This is a genomic window from Nitrospinota bacterium, assembly GCA_016208975.1.
Classification (GTDB): Bacteria; Nitrospinota_A; UBA7883; order UBA7883; family JACRLM01; genus JACQXA01.
Genome location: JACQXA010000004.1, coordinates 309325 through 330875 on the forward strand (window position 1 = coordinate 309325; position 21551 = coordinate 330875).

Sequence of the window (21551 nt, forward strand, 5' to 3'; positions counted from 1 at the left end):
AATGGCTTTGGATAAAAAGGGGCAGGTGTTGGAGGCATTGATGACGCTCGATGTGTCGAGCTTAAGTCAAACCGCGTCGCGCTATGAAGGGGTGGGAAGAACCATTCCCGCCTATCCCCAGCCCGCTTTTAAATACAATGGGCTGGGGTGGCGAGATGGCGGATTATCGTCCTTTTCCGGCTTTCCGGGACAGGCCCCGTTTGGAGGTTGAAGGCGCAATCTTGTCCAGAATGCCCTCCAACAACTCTATATCCTTCTCGTTCCTCGAAGAATAAAGCTGTTTTACCCGCTCCAGCGAGTCAGCCCGGCGCAGATTCAACTGGCCATATACAGGATTGGGTTCTTTTACCAGCATCAGGCCGTCAATCTGGTCCAGATCCACAGCTTTACCGGTCAACAGCCAATCCAACGAACAGCCAGTGAATTCCTGGATCTTGAGCAGATTGTCGTAAGTGGGTATCCTCCCCTTCTGCCAGTAATACTGGAACAGACCTTTTTCGATACCCACTTTCCTGGCCCACGAGTAAGGTTTGTCGCCCTTCATAAGCAACCTCAACCTCTCGCGGAATTCATGATTCATGATTTCCTCCTGAAAGTACCCATTTGGGAATAACTATTTTTGGTTACGCCAAGGGGTGGCGGCCAAAACGCAAATTGCTCCAAAGAAAATCCGGATGAAGGTTTTCGTTTGAAACTGTTAATACGAAGAAAACATAAATTGTACACAACTGGAAAAAGGGCGCAACACAATTAACCCATACTTTTTATATACCACTTTATGGTCAGACTCGCCGGACCGAAACCACAAGAAGCATGTTTGTATTGTGATGATTCGATTCAAAAAAGGATTCTACCGACAGTAGCGGTTAGCGCACAACCTTTTGAATAACTTGGGAATCAAAATAATTAACGCCCATGCCCGCGTCCACCACAACTTTCTGGGCGTTCACTCCGCTGGAAGCGTCGCTGAGTAGAAACGCGGCCACCCTGCCAGCCTCGGCGGTGTCCAGCGCGCGCTTGCGGGGAATAACTTTTTCCGCGTAAAGGTAGGAGTCCACATATCCGGGGATCCCTGCCGATGCGGAGGTCTTCAACAATCCCGGCGCCACGGCGTTAAACCTAACCTCGGAGAAGGCCGAGAAGCTCTTGGCCAGAAACGCCAGGGAAGAATCCAGCGCGGCTTTTATGGGCGCCATGTACCCGTAGTTTTCCGAAGCCATGGTGGTGGTGGATATGGATATGGTAACCACAGAGGCTTTCTTATCCATCATATCCTTGAAGGCGTTGGACACGGTGATAAGCGAGAAACAGGAGATGTCCAGCGCCTCCATGAAATCGCCTTTCCGTATCTGGTGGAACGGTTTTGCGCCATCGGAATACCGGGCGAAAGCCACCGAATGGACTATTCCGTGAATGACTGGGTGTTTTTCCCGCGCCTCCTCAGCCATGGCCTTTACGCTATCTTCGCTGGACACGTCACATATATAAGCGTCGGCCCCGGGGAAAAGTTTTTCAACTGTCTCTTTCCGGGCCTGGTCCTGAACCGAGAAGACAACCTGCCCGCCCTCTTTGCTTATGATGTCGGCCACGGAATAGGCCACGCTTTTTTTATTGGCCACGCCTATGACCAGGTATGTTTTCCCCTCAAAACCCAGAAAGCTCATTTTAATCAGGCTCCCATCGGCTCTGGCGTTTTGGCCAGGGCGCAGGTGAACGATACGCTCACGGCCAGTTCGCCGTTCACGGTGGCTTTCCCTTTCATGAAGAACGCCATGCCCACCTTGTCCTCCAGTTCCACGGTCAACGCCACCATATCCCCCGGGCGCACAAGCCTTTTAAACCGCGCGTCGCGTATGCGGGCCAGCACCGGCACGGATCCGCTTTCCATCATACCCCCTTGCTGGGATAGCAGTATGGCCCCCGCCTGGAAAATGCTTTCGCAGGTTAATACACCGGGCATCACCGGGAAATGGGGGTAGTGCCCCTTGAAAAAATCCAGATCCGGCGAAAGGAACTTTTCCGCCACGATATGTTTATCATCCACCTCCAATACCCTGTCCACAAAAAGAAATGGGGGACGGTGGGGTATCGCCCGGTGGATTTCTTCCGTTCCGTAAATCATGTTCCGCCAAAAAATGGGGTATTGTACCACGGACGGGGGGTAATTGGCCGGTCAGGGAAACAGGGTAGTGTCTCAGTTTGGATCTCGAATAATAGACAGATCCTTCACTTCGCAGGCGCTTCGCTCAGGATGACAATGTTATCAACGGCTTTTATATTGTCATTCTGAGCGTAAGTGAAGAATCTCCCCTGTACTTTCAAACTGAGACGTTACCGAAACAGGGATTTATTGAGAAACGACGGGCTACAGCCCGCCCGTTATTTCCATAACAGAGCCGGTTATATACGAAGACTCCCTGCTCGCCAGGAACAGCACCAGCCGGGCCACTTCTTCCGCCGTGCCGAACCTTTTCAACGGGACCTGGTTTGTATATGCCTTTTTCATATCTTCCGGCAGGTCGCCGATAAAATCGGTGTCTATAAAGCCCGGGGATACGCAGTTGACGGTTATTTTCCTGCCAGCCACTTCTTTGGAGAGCGACCGGGTAAGCCCCACCTGGCCCGCCTTGGACGCGGCGTAGTTTGCCTGCCCCGCGAAACCGTATTCGCCGCAGGGGCTTGTGATGTTTATTATCCTGCCATACCGGTTTTTCATCATGGCCCGAACGCCGAACTTGCTCATGTTGAACGTGCCGGTAAGGTTTGTGTCCAGCACGGCGCGCCAGTCGGCCTCGGCCATCATGCCCACCACGGCGTCGCGCCGGATGCCCGCGTTGTTCACCAAGGCCTCCAGGCTTTTGTGTTTGGACTCGAACTGGTTGAAGAACTCTTCCACCGCCGAATGGTCGGCCACGTCCACCCGCGCTACCTCCAGCCTGTCGCCGAAAGCCGCGTTCCGCTCCCGGAACTTGTTGGCCTGCTCCTCGTTGCCGCCGTAAACGGCCACAACCTTCGCGCCCGCTGATAGGAACGCCGCCGACACGGCGCCGCCTATGCCCCGGGTGCCGCCGGTAACTATCGCTGTCTGGCCGTCGAACTCGCCCATGTCACACCCCCAGGTATTTATCCACTTCGTTGGCCACTATAACCCCGTAATTGGCCGCGCCCAGCCAGCCGGACATGATTATGGCCACCGAACCGGTATGAAACACGCCCGGCGCTTCCTGCGGCAGACCCTGGCTTATCTGGAGCCCTTCGAACTTGGTGCCGAAAGAAGAGCCATCCACATGCAAGGTGTACCGGTGGAAGGTGCGGGGCGTGGCCACCTCCACATGGTCAATTTTATCCCGTGCGCCGGGCAGGTATTTTTCCAGCGCGTTCAGCGTATCCTCCGCCAGCGCTTTCTTGCTGGCCGAGTATTCCTCTTCCGATAGCCCCGCCCAATCCTCATACCGGGCGTTGGAGGATGCCACTATGGTGTAGCGCTCCTTCCCCTCTTCGGGGCGGATGTCGGGATAATACACCGAAAATGTCCGGCTGGTCACGTTGCGGGAGAGCATCAGTTCCGCGTCGAACTTATCCGCGGTTGAAGTGAAAAGCAGGTCTCCCATGTAATCGATTTTCTCGCCGGGTTTTATGCCGAAATAAACCTGGCAGGAGCTGTTATTCACCCGCACTTTCTCGGTTTTCTCCTTGAAATCCCGCGAGACACCGCCGTTTAACATGTGGGTTACCGTGGTTTTTATATTGGCGTTGGAGACCACCGACCGGGCGTTTATCCTCTGCCCCCGGCAGATTACGCCGGTGGCCCGCCCGTTTTCCATCATGATCTTTTCCACCAGGGCGCCCACCCGCACGTCCACCCCGTTCTTCACAAGCTCGTCTTCCAGCATCTTTATGAACAGGTCTGTGCCGCCACGGAAGGTGTAAACCCCCTGGCTCATAAAGTTGGAGAATACGATTCCGTAACTTATGGCCGGGTCTTCCAGCGTGGATCCGTTGGCGTAGGTGATGGGCTCCATCAGGAGCCTCCAGATGTCGTCCCTGTCTGGGAAAAACTCCTGGAAAAGCTGGCGGGTGGTCTTGCTCTGGTCGTCAAAGAAATTCATGTCACGGGTGACGATGAAGAAATTTTCAACCGTTTCCCGCGAAGCGCCGAACTTTTCCACGAGAAGTCGCGTAAAGTCTTCCCGTTCGTAGGTGGTCTCAAGCTGGAACTGGGGGTTGTCGAACCGGATGCCCTTTAGTTGAACTATCCTGTCGGCTATCTCGCGGCTCCAGTATTTCCGGCAGGTTTTCACCATGCCTATGGGGAACCCGTGGAGGGCCACATCAAAAATGTGCTTCTTGCGTTTGAACCATGTGGCCAACCCCCCAAGCTGGGTGTGTTGCTCTAACAGAAGAACGCTCCGGCCCGCCCGGGCCAGCCGGTTGGCGCAGGTCAATCCGCCCAGCCCGCCGCCTATTACCACGCAATCGTAATTGCTCTTTATATTCTCCAGCCCTCGTACGGCCATTTTACTTCCCACCCGTATCCTTTAAACTTCCACAAGACGGCTGTTGGCCACCGTGATTCCAGACAACAAAGCGCCGGTCACCCCCAGGAAACCCTGGTCCGTGCCGCAAAGATAAAGCCCATCAATGGCCATCACCCCATCCCTCAGTTTCAGCGGCGAACCGTACACAGCCCCGTTCATCCTTCCGGTGTACCGGCGGATGGTGCGGGGTGTGAAAACATCGGAAAAAATCACATTCCCGCTAAAATCCCCCGTCACGGATGACAAATTCCTCAAGGACTCACCGCTCCAATGAGCCTTCGCCTCATGGTATTCCCCTTCGTCCACGAACCGCGACCAATACCAGTGGTTAGCCAAATTGGTTATCCTTACCATCGGCGGTTCAAACCGCTTGGCGTATGAAAAATTGCCCGGGAAGCATATCACGCCGCTGGTTATGTCCACAGGCGCTTCCGGCCTCCTGTAATTAAAGGAGGGCTTATTATTATAAAAGATTATGGAATCGTGTTCTCCCAAATCGTCCGGGCTTTTATCCAGCACCAGCGCCGTTTCCATAAAAGACATCTCCCCGGGCGCGGGAGCGGAGCCGCCCACAGCCGCCTTCGGGCAGATGGCCACCGTTTCCGGATACCCTATGGAAGAAAGGACGCGGGAACACTCTATCTGCTCGCCGCCTCCGGTTACAACCCCGGCCACCCTGCCATTGTCGACCTTTATCCCGCTTACGCCGGTCTCCAGCCTGAGCTCTCCCCCGGCCTTGGCGTAAGCGGCGGTTAGCAGGTCCAGCAGGATTTTTATGCCTCCCTCCGGCCTGGCCAGCCCCTCTAAAAAGATGCTTTTGAACATTATCACGAACTGGCCGAACTCCATGTCCTCCTCGTCGGGACAGCCGTAATACATAAGCGGAAGGAAAAGCATGTCCTCCAGCAAGTGGTCGGTGACGATGGCGCGCACGGCCTTTCTGCCGCTTCGCGGGCTCCAGCCTGGCAAGGTGGGGTCGGTGTTCCGCACAAGCCCGGCGAGCTTCTGGAAATTGTCTTTCTGGTACGGAAAAACCTGGTTTACGCTTTGGGTCAGCAGGTCAAAATCGTTGCTGAAGGCTAAAGAAGCTCCGGGGAAGGATATGCGGCTGGTCCGCTGGGGGCATAGCTTTAAATCCTCCATACGCAGACGCAACTGCCTTAGAAGTTTTTTTATTGGAGCGGACGCCGGGCCATCAGGGGCGTAATTGGTGATGGCGTGCAGGCCCGAGTCCATATAATACCCGCCAGCCATGTACCAGGAGTTTAGCCCGCCCACGCGGCTGTGCCGCTCCAGAATGAGCGTTTTGCCGCCGTACATCGCCATACGGATGCCTGCGGCAAGCCCTGCGGGGCCGGCCCCTATGATAATGGTGTCGTAACGCAATCTTTTTCGGTTAGGAAGACGCCAAGGCCGGGCTTAAAGGGAAAACCGGCCTAGATGCGCTCCATCTTGGGCAGAAGGTAGCTGACCGTGCTGTTCATCGTGGCAAGATGGGCATAATCCTGCTCGGGCACCTCAACGCTGTACCGTTTCCTCAACTCCATCACTATGTCCAGAAAATCCATGGAGTCCAGGTTTATCTGCTCGCGAAAAGCCTTGTCCGGCTCTATGGCGGACAAGTTCTCGTCCGGAAGGATGTCCTGTATTATGTCCAAAATAGCCTGGCGGATACCGTCTGCCGTCATTTGCCCTTTCCTTGTTTTGCCACGAAATAACAACGTTATATTATCGCTAAAAGCGCGTCAACTTACAAATCGTTTAACCACTACTACCGAGTTTATGCCCAACATCCCGAAAGAGTTGTTTAAGATTACGTTAACCGGTTTTTCCGCCCTATGGGGAGAGCCTGTTACCATGCCTGGCAATGCGCATTCCGGATCCACCTCATCCAGGTTTATAGTGGGGTGGACAAGGCCGTCATCGAACGAGGGAAGGTTCCCGGCCAGTTCTAAAGCCCCGGCGGCGCCCATGGCGTGGCCGATGTAGCTCTTCGTATTGTTTATCATTGGCCCGGGGCCATCGCCGAACACCTCGCGGATAGCCTGGCACTCATGCTGGTCTCCCTGCCCCGTGCCGGTGCCGTGGGTGTTCACGATATCCACTTCCTGAGGGGAAAGCCCCGCCCGCTTTAAAGCCAGCCGGATGCATTCGGCCTGCCTTGCGGGATTGGGCAGGACAAAATCGGTGGCATCGGAATTATAAGCGTAACCGGCGATCTCCCCGTATATTTTCGCGCCGCGTTTTTGCGCGTCTTCCAGGCGCTCCAGCACATACAGGCATCCCCCCTCCGCCACAACTATCCCGTTGCGGTTCTTGTCGAACGGCCTGCTGGCCTTGGTGGGATCTTCATGGGCCGCCAGTGCGCCCTGCGCCTTGAAACTGGCGAAAATGCCGAACGTATGGATGCTTTCGGAAACGCCTCCGGCTATGGCCGCGTCCACCTCACCGAGCATAAGCATCTGGGCGCCATAGATAAGCCCCAGGTTGCCAGCGGCGCAAGCGGCCCCAAGGCAAAGGTGGGGCCCCGTAATGTTCATGTTCAGCGTGACTTCGCCCGCCGGGTTGTTGGCCACGGTGCGGGGGTTGTGATGGTGGGTCCAGAACCGCACGTCGTTATTGTACTGGCCCAGGTTGTAAACTTCGTTTTCGGTCTCCACGTTGCCATGCTCGGTTATCCCGATGAACACGCCAACTTTGTCCCTGCCGGTGGAGTCTAGGCTCAATCCGGAGTCGGCCACGGCCTCGTTGGCGCAATATATGGAGATGGCCCCGGCCCTTGTTCCTCTCCGGGCCGCTTTCTTGTTCTGATGCTTATACTGGTCGAAATGGCAAACCCCGGCGGGCACGGGAGGCATGTATCTGGTGTTGAGCCATTCAACGCCAGAGCGTCCCTCCAGGAGAGCCTGGCGGAACTGGGCAAGGTTGTCGCCATTGGGGGCGCAAAGCCCCACCCCTGTAATCACTATGCGAGCCGTATGGGCCATTTTTTTAAACCACTACCAAAGCGGACGAAATACGGACGGCGGAATAAAAAACCGCCTGGACGCCCGCGCATACAGCATGCTGGCGCCAAAAACAGGTTATTTTATTTTTCCCGGCGGGGTTCCGCAAGTTTTTTCGCCATAGCCTGAATAAAGGCGCCGGGCTTGCTACGCACATCGAAAGCTCCACTGCCGCTGCTCCCTTCCGGGCCTGACGGGGTTCGCGGGTAACGATTGCGTAGGGCCCGGCGCCAAAAAATACGGGTTTCCCGCTAAAGCGAATTTTGGATTATAAGGAAAAGACCCGGGGAATACAACCCGGTTTATAGCGCCTAAAGCGCAAGATGGATACGGCGAACCTATGCTATTATTATTGCGAAAATACTTGCGGCATGGCCGCGCCACCGGCAAATTGAGGGATATATGGGAAATGAGTACCGCCAGGCCCCCTGGCTAATTACGGAAAAAGACCCGGCGAGGAAAGACCATTTCCTGGTCCACAATAACCTGACCGGCAGGACATTCCGCCTGCAAAAGAAGCTTGCGGGCCAACCCATAGGCAAAGGCGTGGACGGCCGGTGGCTCAATTTCCTTGTGGCCGAAAAGCTTGTGGTAAAGCAGGAAGACATAGAGCCCACCCTGGACGAATACCTGAGATACTGCATGTATGGGCACCCCACCAACGAGTCGCAGGTGGTTTTCCTGCCCACCTATTCATGCCAGTTCGCCTGCACATACTGTTATAACGACCAGGTGCGCGCCCAGAACATGGAGAAGAAAAGGCTTGCCCCGGAGAAAATAGCCAAAAAGATGGCCGACCACCTGGAGTCCTCGCCGGGACAAACCTGGAAATTGCTGGTGACCGGCGGAGGGGAGCCTTTCCTTGTGGCCGACTACCTTTACAAAATAGCCTCGCTGTTAAAAAGCGCCGCCAGAAAGAACGGGCGGGAATTCACTTTCCAGATCATCACCAACGGGCAGGCCGCCACCAGGGATAAAGTTGAAAAGCTCATGAAGGCTGGGCTGGCGGGCCTCCAGATAACCATAGACCCGGAGCACGACAAAACCCGCCCCATGAAAGGCGGCAAACCGTCGTTGAGCCAGGTGCTGGCGAATATAAAAGCGCTACCGCCCCAAATAAGGCTGACGTTGACCACCAACATCCACGCCGGTGAAGAGGAAGAATACCGGAAAATGTTGAAAATGCTACTTCCGTTGCGGGAGCGGTTCGCCAGTACTTCAGTGACTCCGATAATGGACAGGGTTCCAACGTTGAGTCCAGAGGAAGAGGGAAAAATCAGCCGTCTGAACACGAAAAAGACCTTGGCCACTTTAGTGAAATGTTTCGACGCCATTGATGAGCTCGGTTACATGCGGAAGCTTGCGTTCCCACGCATCGTTTGTGAGGCTTTCATCATGTGCGAAGAGCTTATGATGAACTTCGCCGGAGAAACCACATTTTGCGCCGCGCTCGACAGCCTGCCTCAATACCGGTGTGACGCGAAATCAGAAGAGGCTAAAGATAAATTCGAGCTTAGGATAGCCAACCAGGGGTGGAAACAGCATTGTTTCAAGGAGGGCGAGCCTTGCGCCTTCGCGCCCTCCTGCTGGGGCGGTTGCAGGATGATAAGCGTAACCCAGGGGAAAAATTGGGACACCATCAATTGCGAAAAACCGATGTTCGATGAGATGGCCCGGTATGAGCTGAGGCGTTGGGCCGAGGTTTGGTCCATGTAACGCGCCCGGCCGTAACATGCCTGTTTTTCTTTAAGGCTCTGGTACAACACGTCATTACCTGTTGGTTTTTAATACATTACCGGGCATCCGCCTTATTTAAGCCCTGTCATCTTTGTGACATTCCGTGATATAAAAGTAGCCTACACAAGAAATTATTTTCATCCAGTGAGGGGATGGTTATGAAAAAGATTTTTTTCGCCATTGTTGTGTCCGCCATTTGCTCAGCTACTTCAGCGCCCGCCCAGGAGGCGCAACCTGAACAAGCCGTTTCCATCGAGCCTGTGGTGATAAGCGCCAGCCGGTGGGAAGAGCGTTTAAGCAACCAGCCCGACCGGGTGACTATTGTGGTACAAGAAGAGATCCAGTCGCTCCCGGCCAGGGACGCGGCGGAGTCTTTGGTGACCATGCCCGGCGTGACGGTGGATTCCAACATCGGCGCCAACTCTTTCGCCTATCCCCTGGTTCAGGGCACGAGGGATTACGAGACCCCGGTGTTCATAAACGGCATTCCGCTGACCGACCTGGAGAATGGCATCGGCAACATAGGCATGATCCCCGCCGAGCAGATAGACAGGATAGAAGTGGTGCACGGCCCGGCCGGGTCTGAATGGGGTTCGGCCATGGGCGGCATTGTGAACGTTATCACCCACAAGTCCGACCGGAAACGTAACGGCTATGTGAAGGCTGGCGGTGGCGACCATGGAACCGGTTTCGCCGCGGCCAACCTTGATTATTTCAACGACGCCATAGCCCTCTCGGTAGGAGGCGGCACGCGCAACCAGACCGGGCTGGAGGGGGACAAACGGGTCATCCACAACAATAACGGCGTGGCCAGTTTTGAGGCGGACCTCGGCGGGCTAGCCACCATTTTCGCCCAGGCTTACACTTTCCAGGTTGAAGCTGGCAGTGGCGAGTACAGGGATTTCCTTGCCGGATACTACGATAACTACAAGCAGAGGACCTCCGGCGGCGGCGCCACCCTTACGGCCAACGCCGGGCCCGGCGCGTTCAAGATTACGGCTTACGGCCAGAACTCGGCCAAAAACGTTGACCAATACCTGGTGGACTTTGGCCAGTATGGTTCGCTTTCATCCAAAGAAAACGTATATGGAGGCTCCGGCATCTGGCGCGGAGTGTTCGACGCCACAACAGTTACGGTGGGCGCCGAGGCCAAGAACGGCGCCCTTAACGATGAAGTCGCCAACAAAGAGTACAACATAGACACCAGCGGCGTGTTCGGCTCCGTCCAGCAGAATCTTGACAATATTATTTTGCAGGCCGGAGCGCGGTACAGTAACGAGGAGACGTTTGGCACGTTCACGGGCCTTAACGCCGGTGTCCTTTACAGGTTCAATACTGCTCCAGTCACCTTGCGCGCCACCATCTCTAATGGATATACCGTTCCCCCTCTTGGTTACCGGTACAATGAAGCGGGCGGGCTCATTAAACCCAATCCGGACCTTGGGGTGGAAAAGGTGTTATCTTACCAGGCCGGGGTGAACGCAGGGCTTGGCGGCGGACTGACATTGGACGCCAGCGCGTTCTTCTCCACGATTAAAGACGCTATCAACTTCGTGGCCAACGAAGACGGCACGGTTATGTATGACAACTTCGAGGAGTACGACCGCAAAGGGCTTGAGGCCCAGCTGAAATGGGTTTCCGGCGACTTCAACCTGCTGGCCAACACCCTCCAGCAGGAGATAAAGGACGTCACCACAGGCCAGGTGGTTAAAGACAAGGCCCGGGCCACCTACACCCTGGGCGGCGGCTACGATAACGGCCGGGTGATGGGCAACATTACGGCCACTTACTACGACATGAACATGTCCGAAGATTTTGGCGGTAAAGACAAGACCTGGACGCTCAACGCCAAGACAGGTTATACCTATCCATTGGGCGGGGGTAAAGTTATCCGCCTCTCGGTGGGCGCGTACAACCTTACGGACGCGGAAACTTTCGCGCACAAGGCGTTGCCCCTGAGCGCCCAGCGCCAGATAGAAGGGTCGCTGGAATACCTGTTCTAGACATTCACGGCTGTTGGCCCCGTCTTGAAAAAGACGGGGCTTTTTTTATGGCGCGACAGACCGGGCTGGGCTCATAATTTAACCCCATGAAGACAATCGCGCAAATAACGGCGGACGATGAAAGTTATTGACCGCTATATACTAAAGGAATTCCTGCGGATATTCCTCATGTCCATGATCACCCTTCTCATGTTTTACGAGATGGTGGTGTTCCTGGACATGGTGGGGTATTTCGTGAAGTTCGGAGCCACCACCGACATGGTGGCGCGATACATGATATTCAGGATACCCATGGGTGTTTTCCACGTCACCCCCATATGCGTGCTGTTGGCGGCCCTTCTTTCCATCGGAAGCATGTCCCGCCACAGCGAGCTTACGGCGTTAAAAGCGGCGGGCTTGAGCCTGCTTCGCATATCGGCCCCGGTACTGCTGGCCAGCCTGGCCATATGCGCCCTATCATTTCTTGATAGCGAGTACCTTTTCCACATCTCCGCCCGGGAGTCTAACCGCATCTATTACGACGAAATAAAAAAACAGCCCCGCAAAGGGTTATTCGCCAACGACCGTATCTGGTACAAGGCCGACGACGGATCCATCTGGAACATAGGCCATTTCGACCCGAATGAAAAAGAGCTTAAAGACATCTCCATATTCGTGTTCAACGACAAAGGCGACAAGCTGGCGGCCCGGATATTCGCGTCGAGAGGGAAAATGACAAACGGCGCATGGGAGCTTGAAAGCTATGTGGAGACCCGGTTCGGCGAGAAGGGGGCGTTCGAGGAAAAATTCGAGGAACGCCACATCATCCCCGCCGGGGCCATATCCTACGAGGAGCTTTCCCAGGCCCAGCTGGACCCGGAGGAGATGAACCTTGCCCAGATCAAGGAATACATTAAAGATGTCCGCCAGAACGGATATGACGACACCAAATACACCGCGGACATGCACGCCAAAGTGGCTTTCCCCCTCATTAGCCTGGTTATGCCTCTTTTGGCCACGCCGCTGGCGGTGCGTTCCAGCCGGGCCGGGGGCGCGCTGGTGGGAATAGGCGTGGCGGTGGTCACCGGGGCGCTGTTCTGGTTCACATTCTCCATGGGGGTGGCATTCGGCCAGGCGGGCAAACTGCCGCCTTTAGTCTCCGTTTACGGAGCGCATATAGTGTTTGCCCTTGCGGGGGTGTGGATGTTTTTGAAGCAGGAGAGGGTGTAGGCTAGAATCCATCTTATGGTAACGGTGGCGCCAGCGCCGTGAAAAATGCGCGGCCCGGATTATCCTGCGATTAAGGACATTCCGGATACCTTAAACCTTACCTCCCGTTATAACATATGTTATAATCTAATTGAGAGGTACATCTATGATTAAACTAAAAGTTACTACAATTGGCAATTCGACCGGAGTGGTTATACCTCGCGAGGCGTTGGCCAGGCTGAAAGTCGCCAAAGGCGACACGCTATATATGACCGAAACCGCTTCCGGTTTCGAGATCACCCCGTTTGATCCCGGGTTCGAGGAAGAAATGGCCGCCGCAAGCCATATTTCCCGCAAGTACCGGAACGCTTTGCGCAAGCTGGGCAAGTGAAAATCCGCTGGGTTGGCAAGCGCGCTGTGCTGGCTATCCACACACAAATGATAGCGGAATATGGTGGAAGCGAGGGCGTCCGGGAGGATGGTCTGCTAGAATCAGCGTTAGCCCGCCCCCTTAATCTTCATGGATATGATAACCCTCCCGTGTTCGATCTGGCGGCCGCATATGCATTCGGCATTGTCCGCAACCATCCATTCATTGACGGCAACAAGCGGACAGGACTTGTGGTGGCAGGCGTCTTCCTATTTCTAAATGGATGGGATTTAGCCGCCTCCGAAGCGGACGCGGTCACAATGTTTTTCAGACTGGCGGAAGGTAAAATTACCGAAAAAGAACTGGCCGCATGGTTCAAAGGAAATTGCGTGAGGATTAAAAAATAAGGTTTCCAAACCCTCGTTACATCGCCATTAAAATCACTCCCGGTAACAAGGGATATAAACACCTCACCCCAGCGCTTTCTTGTAAATTTCCTCTATGTCTTCTTTTGTCAGGGTCACGAAATTCCCTATGGAGCGGAACTTCATGGCGGATGGGGCCATAACGCTTATCTTCGAGCCGTCCATGCCGTAATCTTTCATGGTCACGCCGATACGCAGGTTGTTTCTATAAAAGCCCTTCATGGCCTCTATGCCAGCGATGGCGGCCTGCTCGCCGGTCATCCCGCCAGTGTCCACATCCCAGACTTTCTCCGCGAACCGCCGGAACCGGGCGGGATTCGCTTTATAAACATGGGTCATCCACGCAGGGAAGACTATGGCCAGTCCAGCGCCATGGGCTATGCCGTAATGGGCGGAAAGCTCGTGCTCAATCATGTGCGAGGCCCAGTCCCCTTTCGCCCCGGCGCCAAGCAGGTTGTTCAGCGCCAGCGTGGAGGCCCACATAAGGTTGGCGCGGGCGTTGTAATCGGCTGGATTTTCTATGGCCAGGGGCGCGTTGGCTATCACCGCCCGCATGATGGTCTCGCAAAACCCGTCCTGGATGGGCGAGCTTTCCACATGATGGAAATACTGCTCGTAAACGTGGCTTAACGTGTCCACAGCGCCGTAAGCCGTTTGCTCCGCTGATACTGTGTATGTCAGTTCCGGATCCAGTATCGAAAACTTTGGATGCAACAAAGGGTGGTAAATGGGGCGTTTTTCATGGGTGGAGGGATTTGAGACCACGGCGTTTCCGTTGGCCTCGGAACCGGTGGCGGAAAGGGTCAACACCACTCCGATGGGTATCGGATTTTTTGGAACCGCCTTCTTGTCGAAAAAATCCCACGGGTCGCCATCATAATCCACTCCGGCGGCAATGGCCTTGGCCGCGTCTATCACCGACCCGCCGCCCACCGCCAGAATAAATGAAATCCCCTCACGCCGGCATGTGGTCACACCCTGGCGGACGGAAGCTATCTCCGGGTTGGGTTTTATGCCCCCCTGCTCCACATACACCACCCCTTGTTCTTTCAGGCTGGCGGTGATGGCGCCGTAAAGCCCGGTCTTCTTTATGCTCCCTCCGCCGTAAAGAAGCAGTGCCTTTTTCGCATGGAGGGCGGTTTCTCTCCCAACGTTCTGTACCTGGCCGCGGCCGAACAGGATTTTAGTGGGGTTGAAATAAACGAAGTTTTCCATGGCCCTAAAAAATTAAAGCCGGAGTGATGGCGTTGCGGTGGCCGGGAGCAGGCCGTTTAAAGCCTCGTCGGCATCGGCCCGCAGTTTGTTAAGCGCGCCATTGTAACTAGAACCTTTGGCAGTAAGGGTCATCACCGGCTCCCCGGCGCTTATATAGTCCCCATCAAAAGGTAAATCCCTAGCGCCCCGGTCATACCAAGCCTGGGAACCTGTGAATATGCACTCCGTCCTGGCGAAGATCCGGCCATGGGCGAAATAGCGCCCTGTGGGGCCGGGGTCTAAAATAAGGTTGGACTTTTTTCCCATCACGCTGTCTATATGGAGCCCCACCAGGTCGTTCCACGTGGCGGAGTCCAGCGGGCCCAGCGCTGAAGTGGGGCGGGGATTTATCTCTATGAGCGTGACAGATCCGGCGTAGATGAAATCGAACCCCCAGAGCCCTTTCATCTCAAACTCCAGCGTGAGCGCCTCGGCGATGGCTGTGGCCAGGGGGGTAATCTCCCGGGCGAATGGGTGCGGGAACACGTTGCCCACGAACCTGAAACCCGCGGCGTTGAAAGCTGGGTCGCCGATTATCTGGGTGGACACGCCCAGCAGGGCCGCCTCCGAGCCGTTGGACACCACCATGGCAGACGACGGCATGCCCGGAACGTATTGCTGGTAATACACCCTGCCCCGTTCCGGCGCCAGCCCTTCGTCCGCCAGCCGTATATCCACCCCTCCGGCGCTGGCGATGGGTTTTATAAGCCACCGCTCACCTTTGGGGAACTCCGTCATGTCTTTGCTGATCTTGGGATAGCTGAAATTCCAGGCTGTGGCGGCGCGGGCTATGGTTTCCGGATCCCGGGCTTTCCGGACGGTCTCGATAGAGCAACCCATCACCAGCCCCAGGTCTGAAAGGCGCGCCAGGGCGAATATGTCGTTCTCGAAACCGGGACCGTAAACCACGCCGGAGTTGGCTATGCCGTCGGCTATGGCTGGAAGGGCGCGCAGGTCGAACACACCCGCCCCTTCGCGCTTGACAGAGCGGTTGGGGGAAAGCTTTTTGGCGTCCCAGTCCCCGTAGAAGTCCACCGTGAAAACGTCACGCCCGTGGCGTATGGCGTTTTCGGCCAGGAAGCGGACATTGGAGCCGATAAGTATCACCGGCGGCGCAGTTATCGTGTTAGACATAGTTGTTTTTGCGCTGTATTCCACCTGTGGTGTCAATCATCTTAAAGTATAGCATCAATCGGCCCGAACCAAAAAATTCAGCCCGCCTTGGCGTGGAATAGCCGGTTTGGGCTATTTGCCGTAAGCTTCTTTAAGGATTTCCCCGGCGCCGCTCTTTAGCAAATCGTCCGCCAGCGCCCTGCCCATATCTTCGTGAGCGCCCACTTTGCCCTCCGCTTTATTCCTATGGATTACAGATCCGTCCAGCGAGCCTACAAGGCCCTCCAGCGCCACTTTTTCGCCATCCACCACCGCATGGCCGGCTATGGGCACCTGGCATCCGCCTTCCAGCCGGGTGAGGAACGCCCGTTCCGTCTCCACCGCCACCCTTGTTTTGTGATGATCCAGAAACCTTATAAGGTTCAACACCCGCTCGTCGCCGATACGCGCCTCCACCCCAACGGCGCCCTGCGCCACGGCAGGGAGAGACTCCGTCACGGACATATACGAGGTTATAAGGCCCGCCTGCTCCAGCCGGACAAGCCCCGCCGCGGCGAGGATTATCGCGTCCAGGTTGTTTTCCTCCATCCTCTTTATCCGTGTGCCCACGTTGCCGCGCAGGGGGACTATTTTCAAATCCGGCCTGCGGTGGAGTATCTGGGTCTGGCGGCGTAACGACGAGGTGCCCACCACCGCGCGTTGCGGCAGGTCAGCGAAGGATTTCACCTGCCGCGCCACGAAAGCGTCCCGCGGGTCTTCCCGTTCGCAGATGCAGGCTATAAACAGCCCCTCGGGCAGTTCGGTTGGCACATCTTTCATGGAGTGGACGGCGATGTCCACGCTGTTGTCCAGCAGGGCGCTCTCTATCTCTTTCACGAAAAGCCCCTTGCCGCCCACCTTGGCCAGCGCCACGTCAAGGATCTTGTCCCCCTGGGTCTGTATGATCTCCAGCTCCACGGAAATGCCGGGATGCTGTTGTTCAAGCTGAGCCTTAACCCAGTTGGCCTGCCACAGCGCCAAGGGAGAGCCACGAGTGCCTATTTTTATATCAGACAAAATAGAACTCCATATCCAGAAAAATAATTTCTGTAAACGTTATTTCAACAAATTCTCCAGGTTCTTCTGGACTTTTTCACTGTCCACTCCAGAAAGCTTCCCAAGCTTCCCGCGCGCCACACCCCACGCATCAAAGGTCACGGTAAGCCTTTTCGTCCTCGGGAGCGGTCCATTCGCTCATGGTTCCCTCCAACGCCCGCAGATATTCCATGTCCGTGGGTTGCACCCTTCGGACTTCCACATGCCCATTGGCGGCGACTTCCCACGCTATCAGATCGCCAGCCTTTACTTTCAAAGCCAACCGGATCTCTCGAGGAATCGTGGTTTGACCTTTGGCGGTGATTTTAGCAACAGTGGTCATAAATATTCCTTTTGTAAGGATTGCATTACACCCTTACAGTACTATTGCCACCTTTTGTTGGCAATAGAGCCGCATCTTCACTCCCCTATCTCGAAAAGGTCCCGCAAGGCTCCCAGATGTTTGTATCCGTCCTCGGTCTCTGCCCTCTTCTTCAGGTTCACCACGGGGGTGTGGAGCATCTTGTTCACCATGGCCTGGGTCATTTTCTCCAGCGTGTCCCGCTCCTCCGGCGTAAGCGACGGCAGGCGGTTGAGCGTCCTATCCAGCTCGTTCCTCCGTATCTTCTCCATTTTCTCCCGCAGGGCGATGATGGTTGGCGCAACCTCCAGATGGTCCAGCCATGTCATGAACTGGCCCACCTCCTTCTTCACTATATCCTCGGCCTTGCGCGCCTCTTTGGCCCGCTCGGCCAGGTTGGAGTCCACCACGCTCTTTAAATCGTCTATGTCGTAAACATAGCAGTTGTCTATCTCGTTTACGGACGGCTCGATGTCCCTTGGCACGGCGATGTCTATGAAGAACATGGGGCGGTTGTGCCGCTCGGATATCACTTTGGTGGCCAGGTCTTTGCGCACAACGAAATGGGGCGCGCCGGTGGAGCTTATTACTATGTCGCACCGTCTAAGCTCCTCATGAAGGTCGTCGAACAGCACAGCCTCGCCGTTAAACCGTTTGGCCAACTCCACGGCCCTGTCGTATGTGCGGTTGGACACCAGCACCGTCTTCACCCCTTGGGCTATAAGATGCTTGCAAGCCAGCTCTATCATCTCCCCGGCGCCGATGAGCAGAACTGTTTTCCCGGAGATGTCGCTGAATATCTTGCGCGCCAGCTCCACCGCCGCATATGAGATGGACACGGCGTTTTCGGCTATCGCCGTCTCCGTGCGAACCCTTTTGGCCACCGAGAAAGACCGTTCGAACAGGTTGTTGAGGATGGAGCCGGTCACCGCCAGTTCCCGCGCCTCTTTGTAAGCGTCTTTCACCTGGCCCAATATCTGCGGCTCGCCTATCACCATGGAGTCCAGCGACGATGAAACCTTGAAAAGGTGTTCTACCGCCTCTTCCAGCGCGTATATATAGGTGGATTTCTCCAGCGATTCCAGGTCTATCTCGTGGTAGTCGCAAAGGAATTTTTTAAGAGACTCCACTCCATGTTTTATATCCCCCACGAGGGCGTATATCTCCACCCGGTTGCATGTGGAGAGGATGACCTCCTCGCGCACCTCCGGCGCCCGCTCCTTTATCATCAGAAGCTGGTCTTTTAGCCCCTGGCCCGACACCGACAGTTTCTCCCGCACCTCAACCGGCGCGGTGTTGTGGTTTAAGCCCAGAACAACCAGGTTCATTTTGCCCCCAGATGAATCAGTAACGAGGATACTACAACGCAAAATCCGCAGATTCCCAAGACCGCCGCCCGCCTGCCGCGCCAACCCATGGAATAACGCCCCACCGCCAAGGCGGCGTATACGCCCCATCCCGCGATGAGCGCCACTGTTGAGGCGTTCATCACAAGGGCGCCGTAGCTTTGCGCCGCCCAGACCTGCGCCGCGATGGCGCCCACGGTTATTATGGGAAACCCGAACGTAAGCCCGATACGGTTGGCGTCGTCCAGCGTTGTCAGAGACGGAAGGCGGTGATACCAGCCGCCGAAATGTTTCAGTTTCAGCTGGCGTTCCTGGATAAGATACATCACCCCCGCCGCGAACATAAGCGAAAACGCCCCGAAGGACAGGAACGACAGCGTCCTGTGCATGGTGAGCCACCAGGCCTTCACCGGCAAAGCGGGCTCGGCGTCCGGCGAAATGGCGAACGAGATGAGCATCAGCAAGAACCCGATGGGCGCCATGAAGGCCCCCAACGGCGTCATTTTAAAATAACCCTCGGCCACCAAAAACACGGCGAACACGGCCCACGCCAGAAACAGGCAATACTCGTAAGCGTTGGTGTAAGGCCCATGCCCGGTAAGGCTGGAGCGCTGTACAAGCCCCACAGTCTCCAATACGAACCCGATCAGTATCATCACCGTGGCCAGTATGAAAAGGATCCGGTTGCGAAGCCCCAGATGGAGCAGGTACTTGACCATCCCCACGAAATACAGGAACGTTGCCAGGGCGAAAAGCGTGGTCATTGGGTCAGTATCTCCTCCATCACGCGACGCGCCCCGGCAAGGTCGCCCGACTTTATTTTGTCGAGCATGGCCGAATCCGCCAGGCGGTTGAACACCTCTTCCCTTTTTCGCTGATCGGCCTCTCTGCTCAACAGGATCTCCCGCGCCTCGCCCATCATGGAAAGATATACCCCCCACTCGTCGCCGAACACCTTCTCCAGCGCCCGGCGCACCCGTTTGGCCACCGCCGGGCTTTTGCCGGAGGTGGAGGCGGCGATGGTCAAGTCCCCCCGCTTAACCACAGAAGGCACGATGAATGTGCAAAGCTCCGGCTGGTCCACCACGTTCACGGGGATCCCCCGCTCCGACGCCTCTTTATAAACGCTCCGGTTCACCATGTCGTCATCGGTGGAGGCTATAACCAAAGCCGCGCCGTTCAAATACTCCGGCGCGAACGGGGCTTGAAGCCATTCCACCTGGCCGGTCTTTATCATTTCGGCCATAGCTTCACCAGCGGCTGGCGCCACAATCGTCACCATCGCGCCGCACTCCACAAGCGAAGCGGCCTTGCGCGCCGCCACCTGCCCGGCTCCCACTATCACGCATTTTTTTCCAAGGATATCCAGGAATACGGGGTAATAACGGCTCATTGCTTGCCGTTGCTTATTAGTTTGTCCAACTCGTCCTTGAACTGCCTGATGTCGCGGAACTCCCTGTACACCGAGGCGAAACGCACATACGCCACGTCGTCCAGTTTTTGAAGCCCGCGCATGATGGCCTCTCCCACGAACGCCACCGGCACTTCCTTTTCTCCAACGCCCATCACGGCCCGAACCACCTCTTCCACCAGTTCGTCCCGGTCCTCGGCGGACACGGGGCGCTTGTGGCAGGCCTTCTCGATACCGGAGATTAACTTTCCCCGGTCGAACGGCTGGCGCGCGCCGTTCTTCTTTATTATAAGCGGCAGGGTTTCCTCTATCCGCTCGTAGGTGGTGAACCGCCGCTGGCATTGCAAACACTCCCGCCGCCTGCGGATCATGTCGTTCTCCTTGGTCAGGCGGGAGTCTATCACCTTGTTCTCAAGGTTTCCGCAGGCGGGGCATTTCATCGCTTACGGTCAGGAAAGCGCGCCCGCCTTGCGGCGGTACAGCGGGAACCTTTCGCACAGCTCCCGCACTTTTCCGCGGATGACGCCGAGCTTCGCCTCGTCATCCAGGCTGGATAAAGCCTCGGATATCCACCCGCCGATAATATCCATCTCCGCCTCTTTCATCCCACGTGTGGTGATGGCCGGTGTGCCGATCCTTATGCCGGAGGTTACCAGTGGCTTTTCCGGATCGAAAGGTATGGCGTTCTTGTTCACGGTTATACCGGCCTTCTCAAGCCCGGCCTCCGCCGCCTTGCCGGTTATCCCTTTGCCGCGCAGGTCCACCAGCATCAGGTGGTTGTCCGTCCCGCCGGAGGTCAGCCGCAACCCGCCGGCCATAAGCCTGTCCGCCAGGCGTTTGCAGTTTTTCACAATCTGGCGCTGGTAATCCTTGAACTCGTCGCTCATCGCCTCTTTTAAAGCCACGGCCTTGGCGGCGATGACATGCATCAACGGCCCGCCCTGCAGGCCGGGGAACACCGCCCGGTTCAGGTCCGCCGCGTATTTCTCCTTGCACAGCACCATGCCGGACCGGGGCCCGCGCAGGGTTTTGTGGGTGGTGGTGGTTACAAAATCGGCGTACGGCACCGGCGAAGGATGAAGCCCCGCCGCCACAAGACCGGCAATGTGGGCCATGTCCACCATGAAAACCGCGCCAACCTCGTCGCAAATCTCCCGGAACGGTTCCCATGGGATAACCCTGGGATAGGCCGAAGCGCCGGCGATGATGAGTTTTGGTTTGTTTTCGCGGGCCAGCTTGCGCATCTCGTCGAAATCTATGGTTTCCGTCTCTTTGCCCACGTTGTATGGCACAACCTTGAACCATTTGCCCGACATGCTCAACGGATGTCCATGGGTAAGATGGCCGCCATGGGCCAGGTTCAAACCCATTATGGTGTCGCCGGGGTTTAACACCGCGAAAAACACCGCCTGGTTCGCCTGGGAGCCGGAATGGGGCTGGACGTTGGCGTGGTCCGCCCCGAAAAGGGCCTTGGCCCGGTCTATGGCCAGCTGTTCGGCCACGTCCACGTTCTTGCAACCGCCGTAATAACGCTTGCCGGGATACCCTTCCGCGTATTTATTGGTCATCACCGAGCCCTGGGCTTCCAGCACCGCTTCACTGGTGAAGTTTTCCGAGGCTATCAGCTCCAAAGTAAAATCCTCCCGCTCCTCCTCGCCGTGGATTGCGGCCCAAAGCTCGGGGTCTTGTGTTTTGAGGATGGATTGGGTTTCGGCCAGACTCATCT

At 56.1% G+C, this 21551-nt stretch carries 22 protein-coding genes and 1 other RNA gene; 5 read left to right on the top strand and 18 right to left on the bottom strand.

The genetic code is table 11. From position 1 onward, the window contains the following. Positions 1-163: 163 nt before the first annotated feature. From HY751_05040 to ffs, 9 genes are all read right to left on the bottom strand, one after another. Positions 164-580, bottom strand: coding sequence for a hypothetical protein (locus tag HY751_05040; protein MBI4665761.1), 417 nt, complete (start codon positions 578-580; stop codon positions 164-166). 286 nt (positions 581-866) lie between these two features. After that, positions 867-1664 (bottom strand): SDR family oxidoreductase, encoded by a 798-nt coding sequence (locus HY751_05045; protein ID MBI4665762.1) that lies wholly within the window; start codon positions 1662-1664, stop codon positions 867-869. 5 nt (positions 1665-1669) lie between these two features. Further along, entirely contained in the window at positions 1670-2122 is a 453-nt protein-coding gene (gene fabZ, locus HY751_05050; protein MBI4665763.1) for a 3-hydroxyacyl-ACP dehydratase FabZ, read from the bottom strand. Positions 2123-2365: 243 nt separating this feature from the next. After that, a complete protein-coding gene (fabG, locus tag HY751_05055; protein MBI4665764.1) occupies positions 2366-3106 on the bottom strand; it encodes a 3-oxoacyl-ACP reductase FabG in 741 nt (246 codons plus the stop codon). A 1-nt stretch (position 3107) separates the two neighbouring features. Further along, the gene (locus HY751_05060) at positions 3108-4517 is read right to left on the bottom strand and encodes an NAD(P)/FAD-dependent oxidoreductase (protein ID MBI4665765.1); all 1410 of its coding nucleotides are present in this window, start codon (positions 4515-4517) and stop codon (positions 3108-3110) included. A gap of 21 nt (positions 4518-4538) precedes the next feature. Next, positions 4539-5924 carry an NAD(P)/FAD-dependent oxidoreductase gene (locus tag HY751_05065; protein ID MBI4665766.1) on the bottom strand — a complete coding sequence of 462 codons (1386 nt, stop codon included), beginning with the start codon at positions 5922-5924 and terminating at the stop codon, positions 4539-4541. 50 nt (positions 5925-5974) lie between these two features. Then, positions 5975-6226, bottom strand: coding sequence for an acyl carrier protein (locus tag HY751_05070; protein ID MBI4665767.1), 252 nt, complete (start codon positions 6224-6226; stop codon positions 5975-5977). A 57-nt stretch (positions 6227-6283) separates the two neighbouring features. Continuing rightward, entirely contained in the window at positions 6284-7525 is a 1242-nt protein-coding gene (locus HY751_05075; GenBank protein MBI4665768.1) for a beta-ketoacyl-[acyl-carrier-protein] synthase family protein, read from the bottom strand. 151 nt (positions 7526-7676) lie between these two features. Further along, positions 7677-7773, bottom strand: an RNA gene (ffs, locus tag HY751_05080) — signal recognition particle sRNA small type. 172 nt (positions 7774-7945) lie between these two features. Between ffs and HY751_05085 the strand changes: the two genes are divergently transcribed. From HY751_05085 to HY751_05105, 5 genes are all read left to right on the top strand, one after another. Then, the gene (locus HY751_05085) at positions 7946-9259 is read left to right on the top strand and encodes a radical SAM protein (protein ID MBI4665769.1); all 1314 of its coding nucleotides are present in this window, start codon (positions 7946-7948) and stop codon (positions 9257-9259) included. A gap of 179 nt (positions 9260-9438) precedes the next feature. Next, positions 9439-11283 carry a TonB-dependent receptor plug domain-containing protein gene (locus HY751_05090; GenBank protein ID MBI4665770.1) on the top strand — a complete coding sequence of 615 codons (1845 nt, stop codon included), beginning with the start codon at positions 9439-9441 and terminating at the stop codon, positions 11281-11283. A gap of 117 nt (positions 11284-11400) precedes the next feature. Beyond that, positions 11401-12492 (top strand): LPS export ABC transporter permease LptG, encoded by a 1092-nt coding sequence (lptG, locus tag HY751_05095; GenBank protein ID MBI4665771.1) that lies wholly within the window; start codon positions 11401-11403, stop codon positions 12490-12492. 145 nt (positions 12493-12637) lie between these two features. Then, entirely contained in the window at positions 12638-12862 is a 225-nt protein-coding gene (locus tag HY751_05100; protein ID MBI4665772.1) for an AbrB/MazE/SpoVT family DNA-binding domain-containing protein, read from the top strand. Next, positions 12859-13248 (top strand): type II toxin-antitoxin system death-on-curing family toxin, encoded by a 390-nt coding sequence (locus HY751_05105; protein MBI4665773.1) that lies wholly within the window; start codon positions 12859-12861, stop codon positions 13246-13248. The genes HY751_05100 and HY751_05105 overlap by 4 nt, the downstream gene beginning before the upstream one ends. A 63-nt stretch (positions 13249-13311) precedes the next feature. Here the strand turns inward: HY751_05105 and HY751_05110 are convergent, their stop codons facing one another. The 9 genes from HY751_05110 to HY751_05150 all read right to left on the bottom strand — a co-directional run bounded on the left by HY751_05110 (position 13312) and on the right by HY751_05150 (position 21549). Next, the gene (locus HY751_05110) at positions 13312-14481 is read right to left on the bottom strand and encodes an iron-containing alcohol dehydrogenase (GenBank protein ID MBI4665774.1); all 1170 of its coding nucleotides are present in this window, start codon (positions 14479-14481) and stop codon (positions 13312-13314) included. Between the two features lie 12 nt (positions 14482-14493). Beyond that, the gene (locus HY751_05115) at positions 14494-15654 is read right to left on the bottom strand and encodes an ATP-grasp domain-containing protein (protein MBI4665775.1); all 1161 of its coding nucleotides are present in this window, start codon (positions 15652-15654) and stop codon (positions 14494-14496) included. A 111-nt stretch (positions 15655-15765) separates the two neighbouring features. After that, a complete protein-coding gene (gene hemC / locus HY751_05120; GenBank protein MBI4665776.1) occupies positions 15766-16689 on the bottom strand; it encodes a hydroxymethylbilane synthase in 924 nt (307 codons plus the stop codon). Positions 16690-16819: 130 nt separating this feature from the next. Then, entirely contained in the window at positions 16820-17050 is a 231-nt protein-coding gene (locus tag HY751_05125) for a type II toxin-antitoxin system PrlF family antitoxin (protein ID MBI4665777.1), read from the bottom strand. Positions 17051-17127: 77 nt separating this feature from the next. Further along, the gene (locus HY751_05130) at positions 17128-18396 is read right to left on the bottom strand and encodes a glutamyl-tRNA reductase (GenBank protein MBI4665778.1); all 1269 of its coding nucleotides are present in this window, start codon (positions 18394-18396) and stop codon (positions 17128-17130) included. Continuing rightward, entirely contained in the window at positions 18393-19178 is a 786-nt protein-coding gene (gene ccsA / locus HY751_05135) for a cytochrome c biogenesis protein CcsA (GenBank protein ID MBI4665779.1), read from the bottom strand. Before ccsA ends, HY751_05130 begins: the two co-directional genes overlap by 4 nt. After that, positions 19175-19807, bottom strand: coding sequence for a bifunctional precorrin-2 dehydrogenase/sirohydrochlorin ferrochelatase (locus HY751_05140; protein MBI4665780.1), 633 nt, complete (start codon positions 19805-19807; stop codon positions 19175-19177). The genes ccsA and HY751_05140 overlap by 4 nt, the downstream gene beginning before the upstream one ends. Beyond that, positions 19804-20265: a transcriptional repressor NrdR gene (nrdR, locus tag HY751_05145; GenBank protein ID MBI4665781.1), complete on the bottom strand. Its 462-nt coding sequence runs from the start codon at positions 20263-20265 to the stop codon at positions 19804-19806. The genes HY751_05140 and nrdR overlap by 4 nt, the downstream gene beginning before the upstream one ends. 9 nt (positions 20266-20274) lie before the next feature. Then, positions 20275-21549: a serine hydroxymethyltransferase gene (locus tag HY751_05150; GenBank protein MBI4665782.1), complete on the bottom strand. Its 1275-nt coding sequence runs from the start codon at positions 21547-21549 to the stop codon at positions 20275-20277. Between the last annotated feature and the right edge of the window lie 2 nt (positions 21550-21551).

Bases quoted from the DNA above. Each gene is read 5' to 3' on its own strand.
- nrdR (MBI4665781.1), bottom strand. From the start codon at position 20,265: ATGAAATGCCCCGCCTGCGGAAACCTTGAGAACAAGGTGATAGACTCC.
- HY751_05150 (MBI4665782.1), bottom strand. From the start codon at position 21,549: ATGAGTCTGGCCGAAACCCAATCCATCCTCAAAACACAAGACCCCGAG.
- fabG (MBI4665764.1), bottom strand. From the start codon at position 3,106: ATGGGCGAGTTCGACGGCCAGACAGCGATAGTTACCGGCGGCACCCGG.
- HY751_05100 (MBI4665772.1), top strand. From the start codon at position 12,638: ATGATTAAACTAAAAGTTACTACAATTGGCAATTCGACCGGAGTGGTT.
- HY751_05140 (MBI4665780.1), bottom strand. From the start codon at position 19,807: ATGAGCCGTTATTACCCCGTATTCCTGGATATCCTTGGAAAAAAATGC.
- HY751_05090 (MBI4665770.1), top strand. From the start codon at position 9,439: ATGAAAAAGATTTTTTTCGCCATTGTTGTGTCCGCCATTTGCTCAGCT.
- HY751_05085 (MBI4665769.1), top strand. From the start codon at position 7,946: ATGGGAAATGAGTACCGCCAGGCCCCCTGGCTAATTACGGAAAAAGAC.
- ccsA (MBI4665779.1), bottom strand. From the start codon at position 19,178: ATGACCACGCTTTTCGCCCTGGCAACGTTCCTGTATTTCGTGGGGATG.
- HY751_05060 (MBI4665765.1), bottom strand. From the start codon at position 4,517: ATGGCCGTACGAGGGCTGGAGAATATAAAGAGCAATTACGATTGCGTG.
- fabZ (MBI4665763.1), bottom strand. From the start codon at position 2,122: ATGATTTACGGAACGGAAGAAATCCACCGGGCGATACCCCACCGTCCC.
- HY751_05045 (MBI4665762.1), bottom strand. From the start codon at position 1,664: ATGAGCTTTCTGGGTTTTGAGGGGAAAACATACCTGGTCATAGGCGTG.
- lptG (MBI4665771.1), top strand. From the start codon at position 11,401: ATGAAAGTTATTGACCGCTATATACTAAAGGAATTCCTGCGGATATTC.
- HY751_05075 (MBI4665768.1), bottom strand. From the start codon at position 7,525: ATGGCCCATACGGCTCGCATAGTGATTACAGGGGTGGGGCTTTGCGCC.
- HY751_05130 (MBI4665778.1), bottom strand. From the start codon at position 18,396: ATGAACCTGGTTGTTCTGGGCTTAAACCACAACACCGCGCCGGTTGAG.
- HY751_05040 (MBI4665761.1), bottom strand. From the start codon at position 580: ATGAATCATGAATTCCGCGAGAGGTTGAGGTTGCTTATGAAGGGCGAC.
- HY751_05110 (MBI4665774.1), bottom strand. From the start codon at position 14,481: ATGGAAAACTTCGTTTATTTCAACCCCACTAAAATCCTGTTCGGCCGC.
- HY751_05125 (MBI4665777.1), bottom strand. From the start codon at position 17,050: ATGACCACTGTTGCTAAAATCACCGCCAAAGGTCAAACCACGATTCCT.
- HY751_05115 (MBI4665775.1), bottom strand. From the start codon at position 15,654: ATGTCTAACACGATAACTGCGCCGCCGGTGATACTTATCGGCTCCAAT.
- HY751_05070 (MBI4665767.1), bottom strand. From the start codon at position 6,226: ATGACGGCAGACGGTATCCGCCAGGCTATTTTGGACATAATACAGGAC.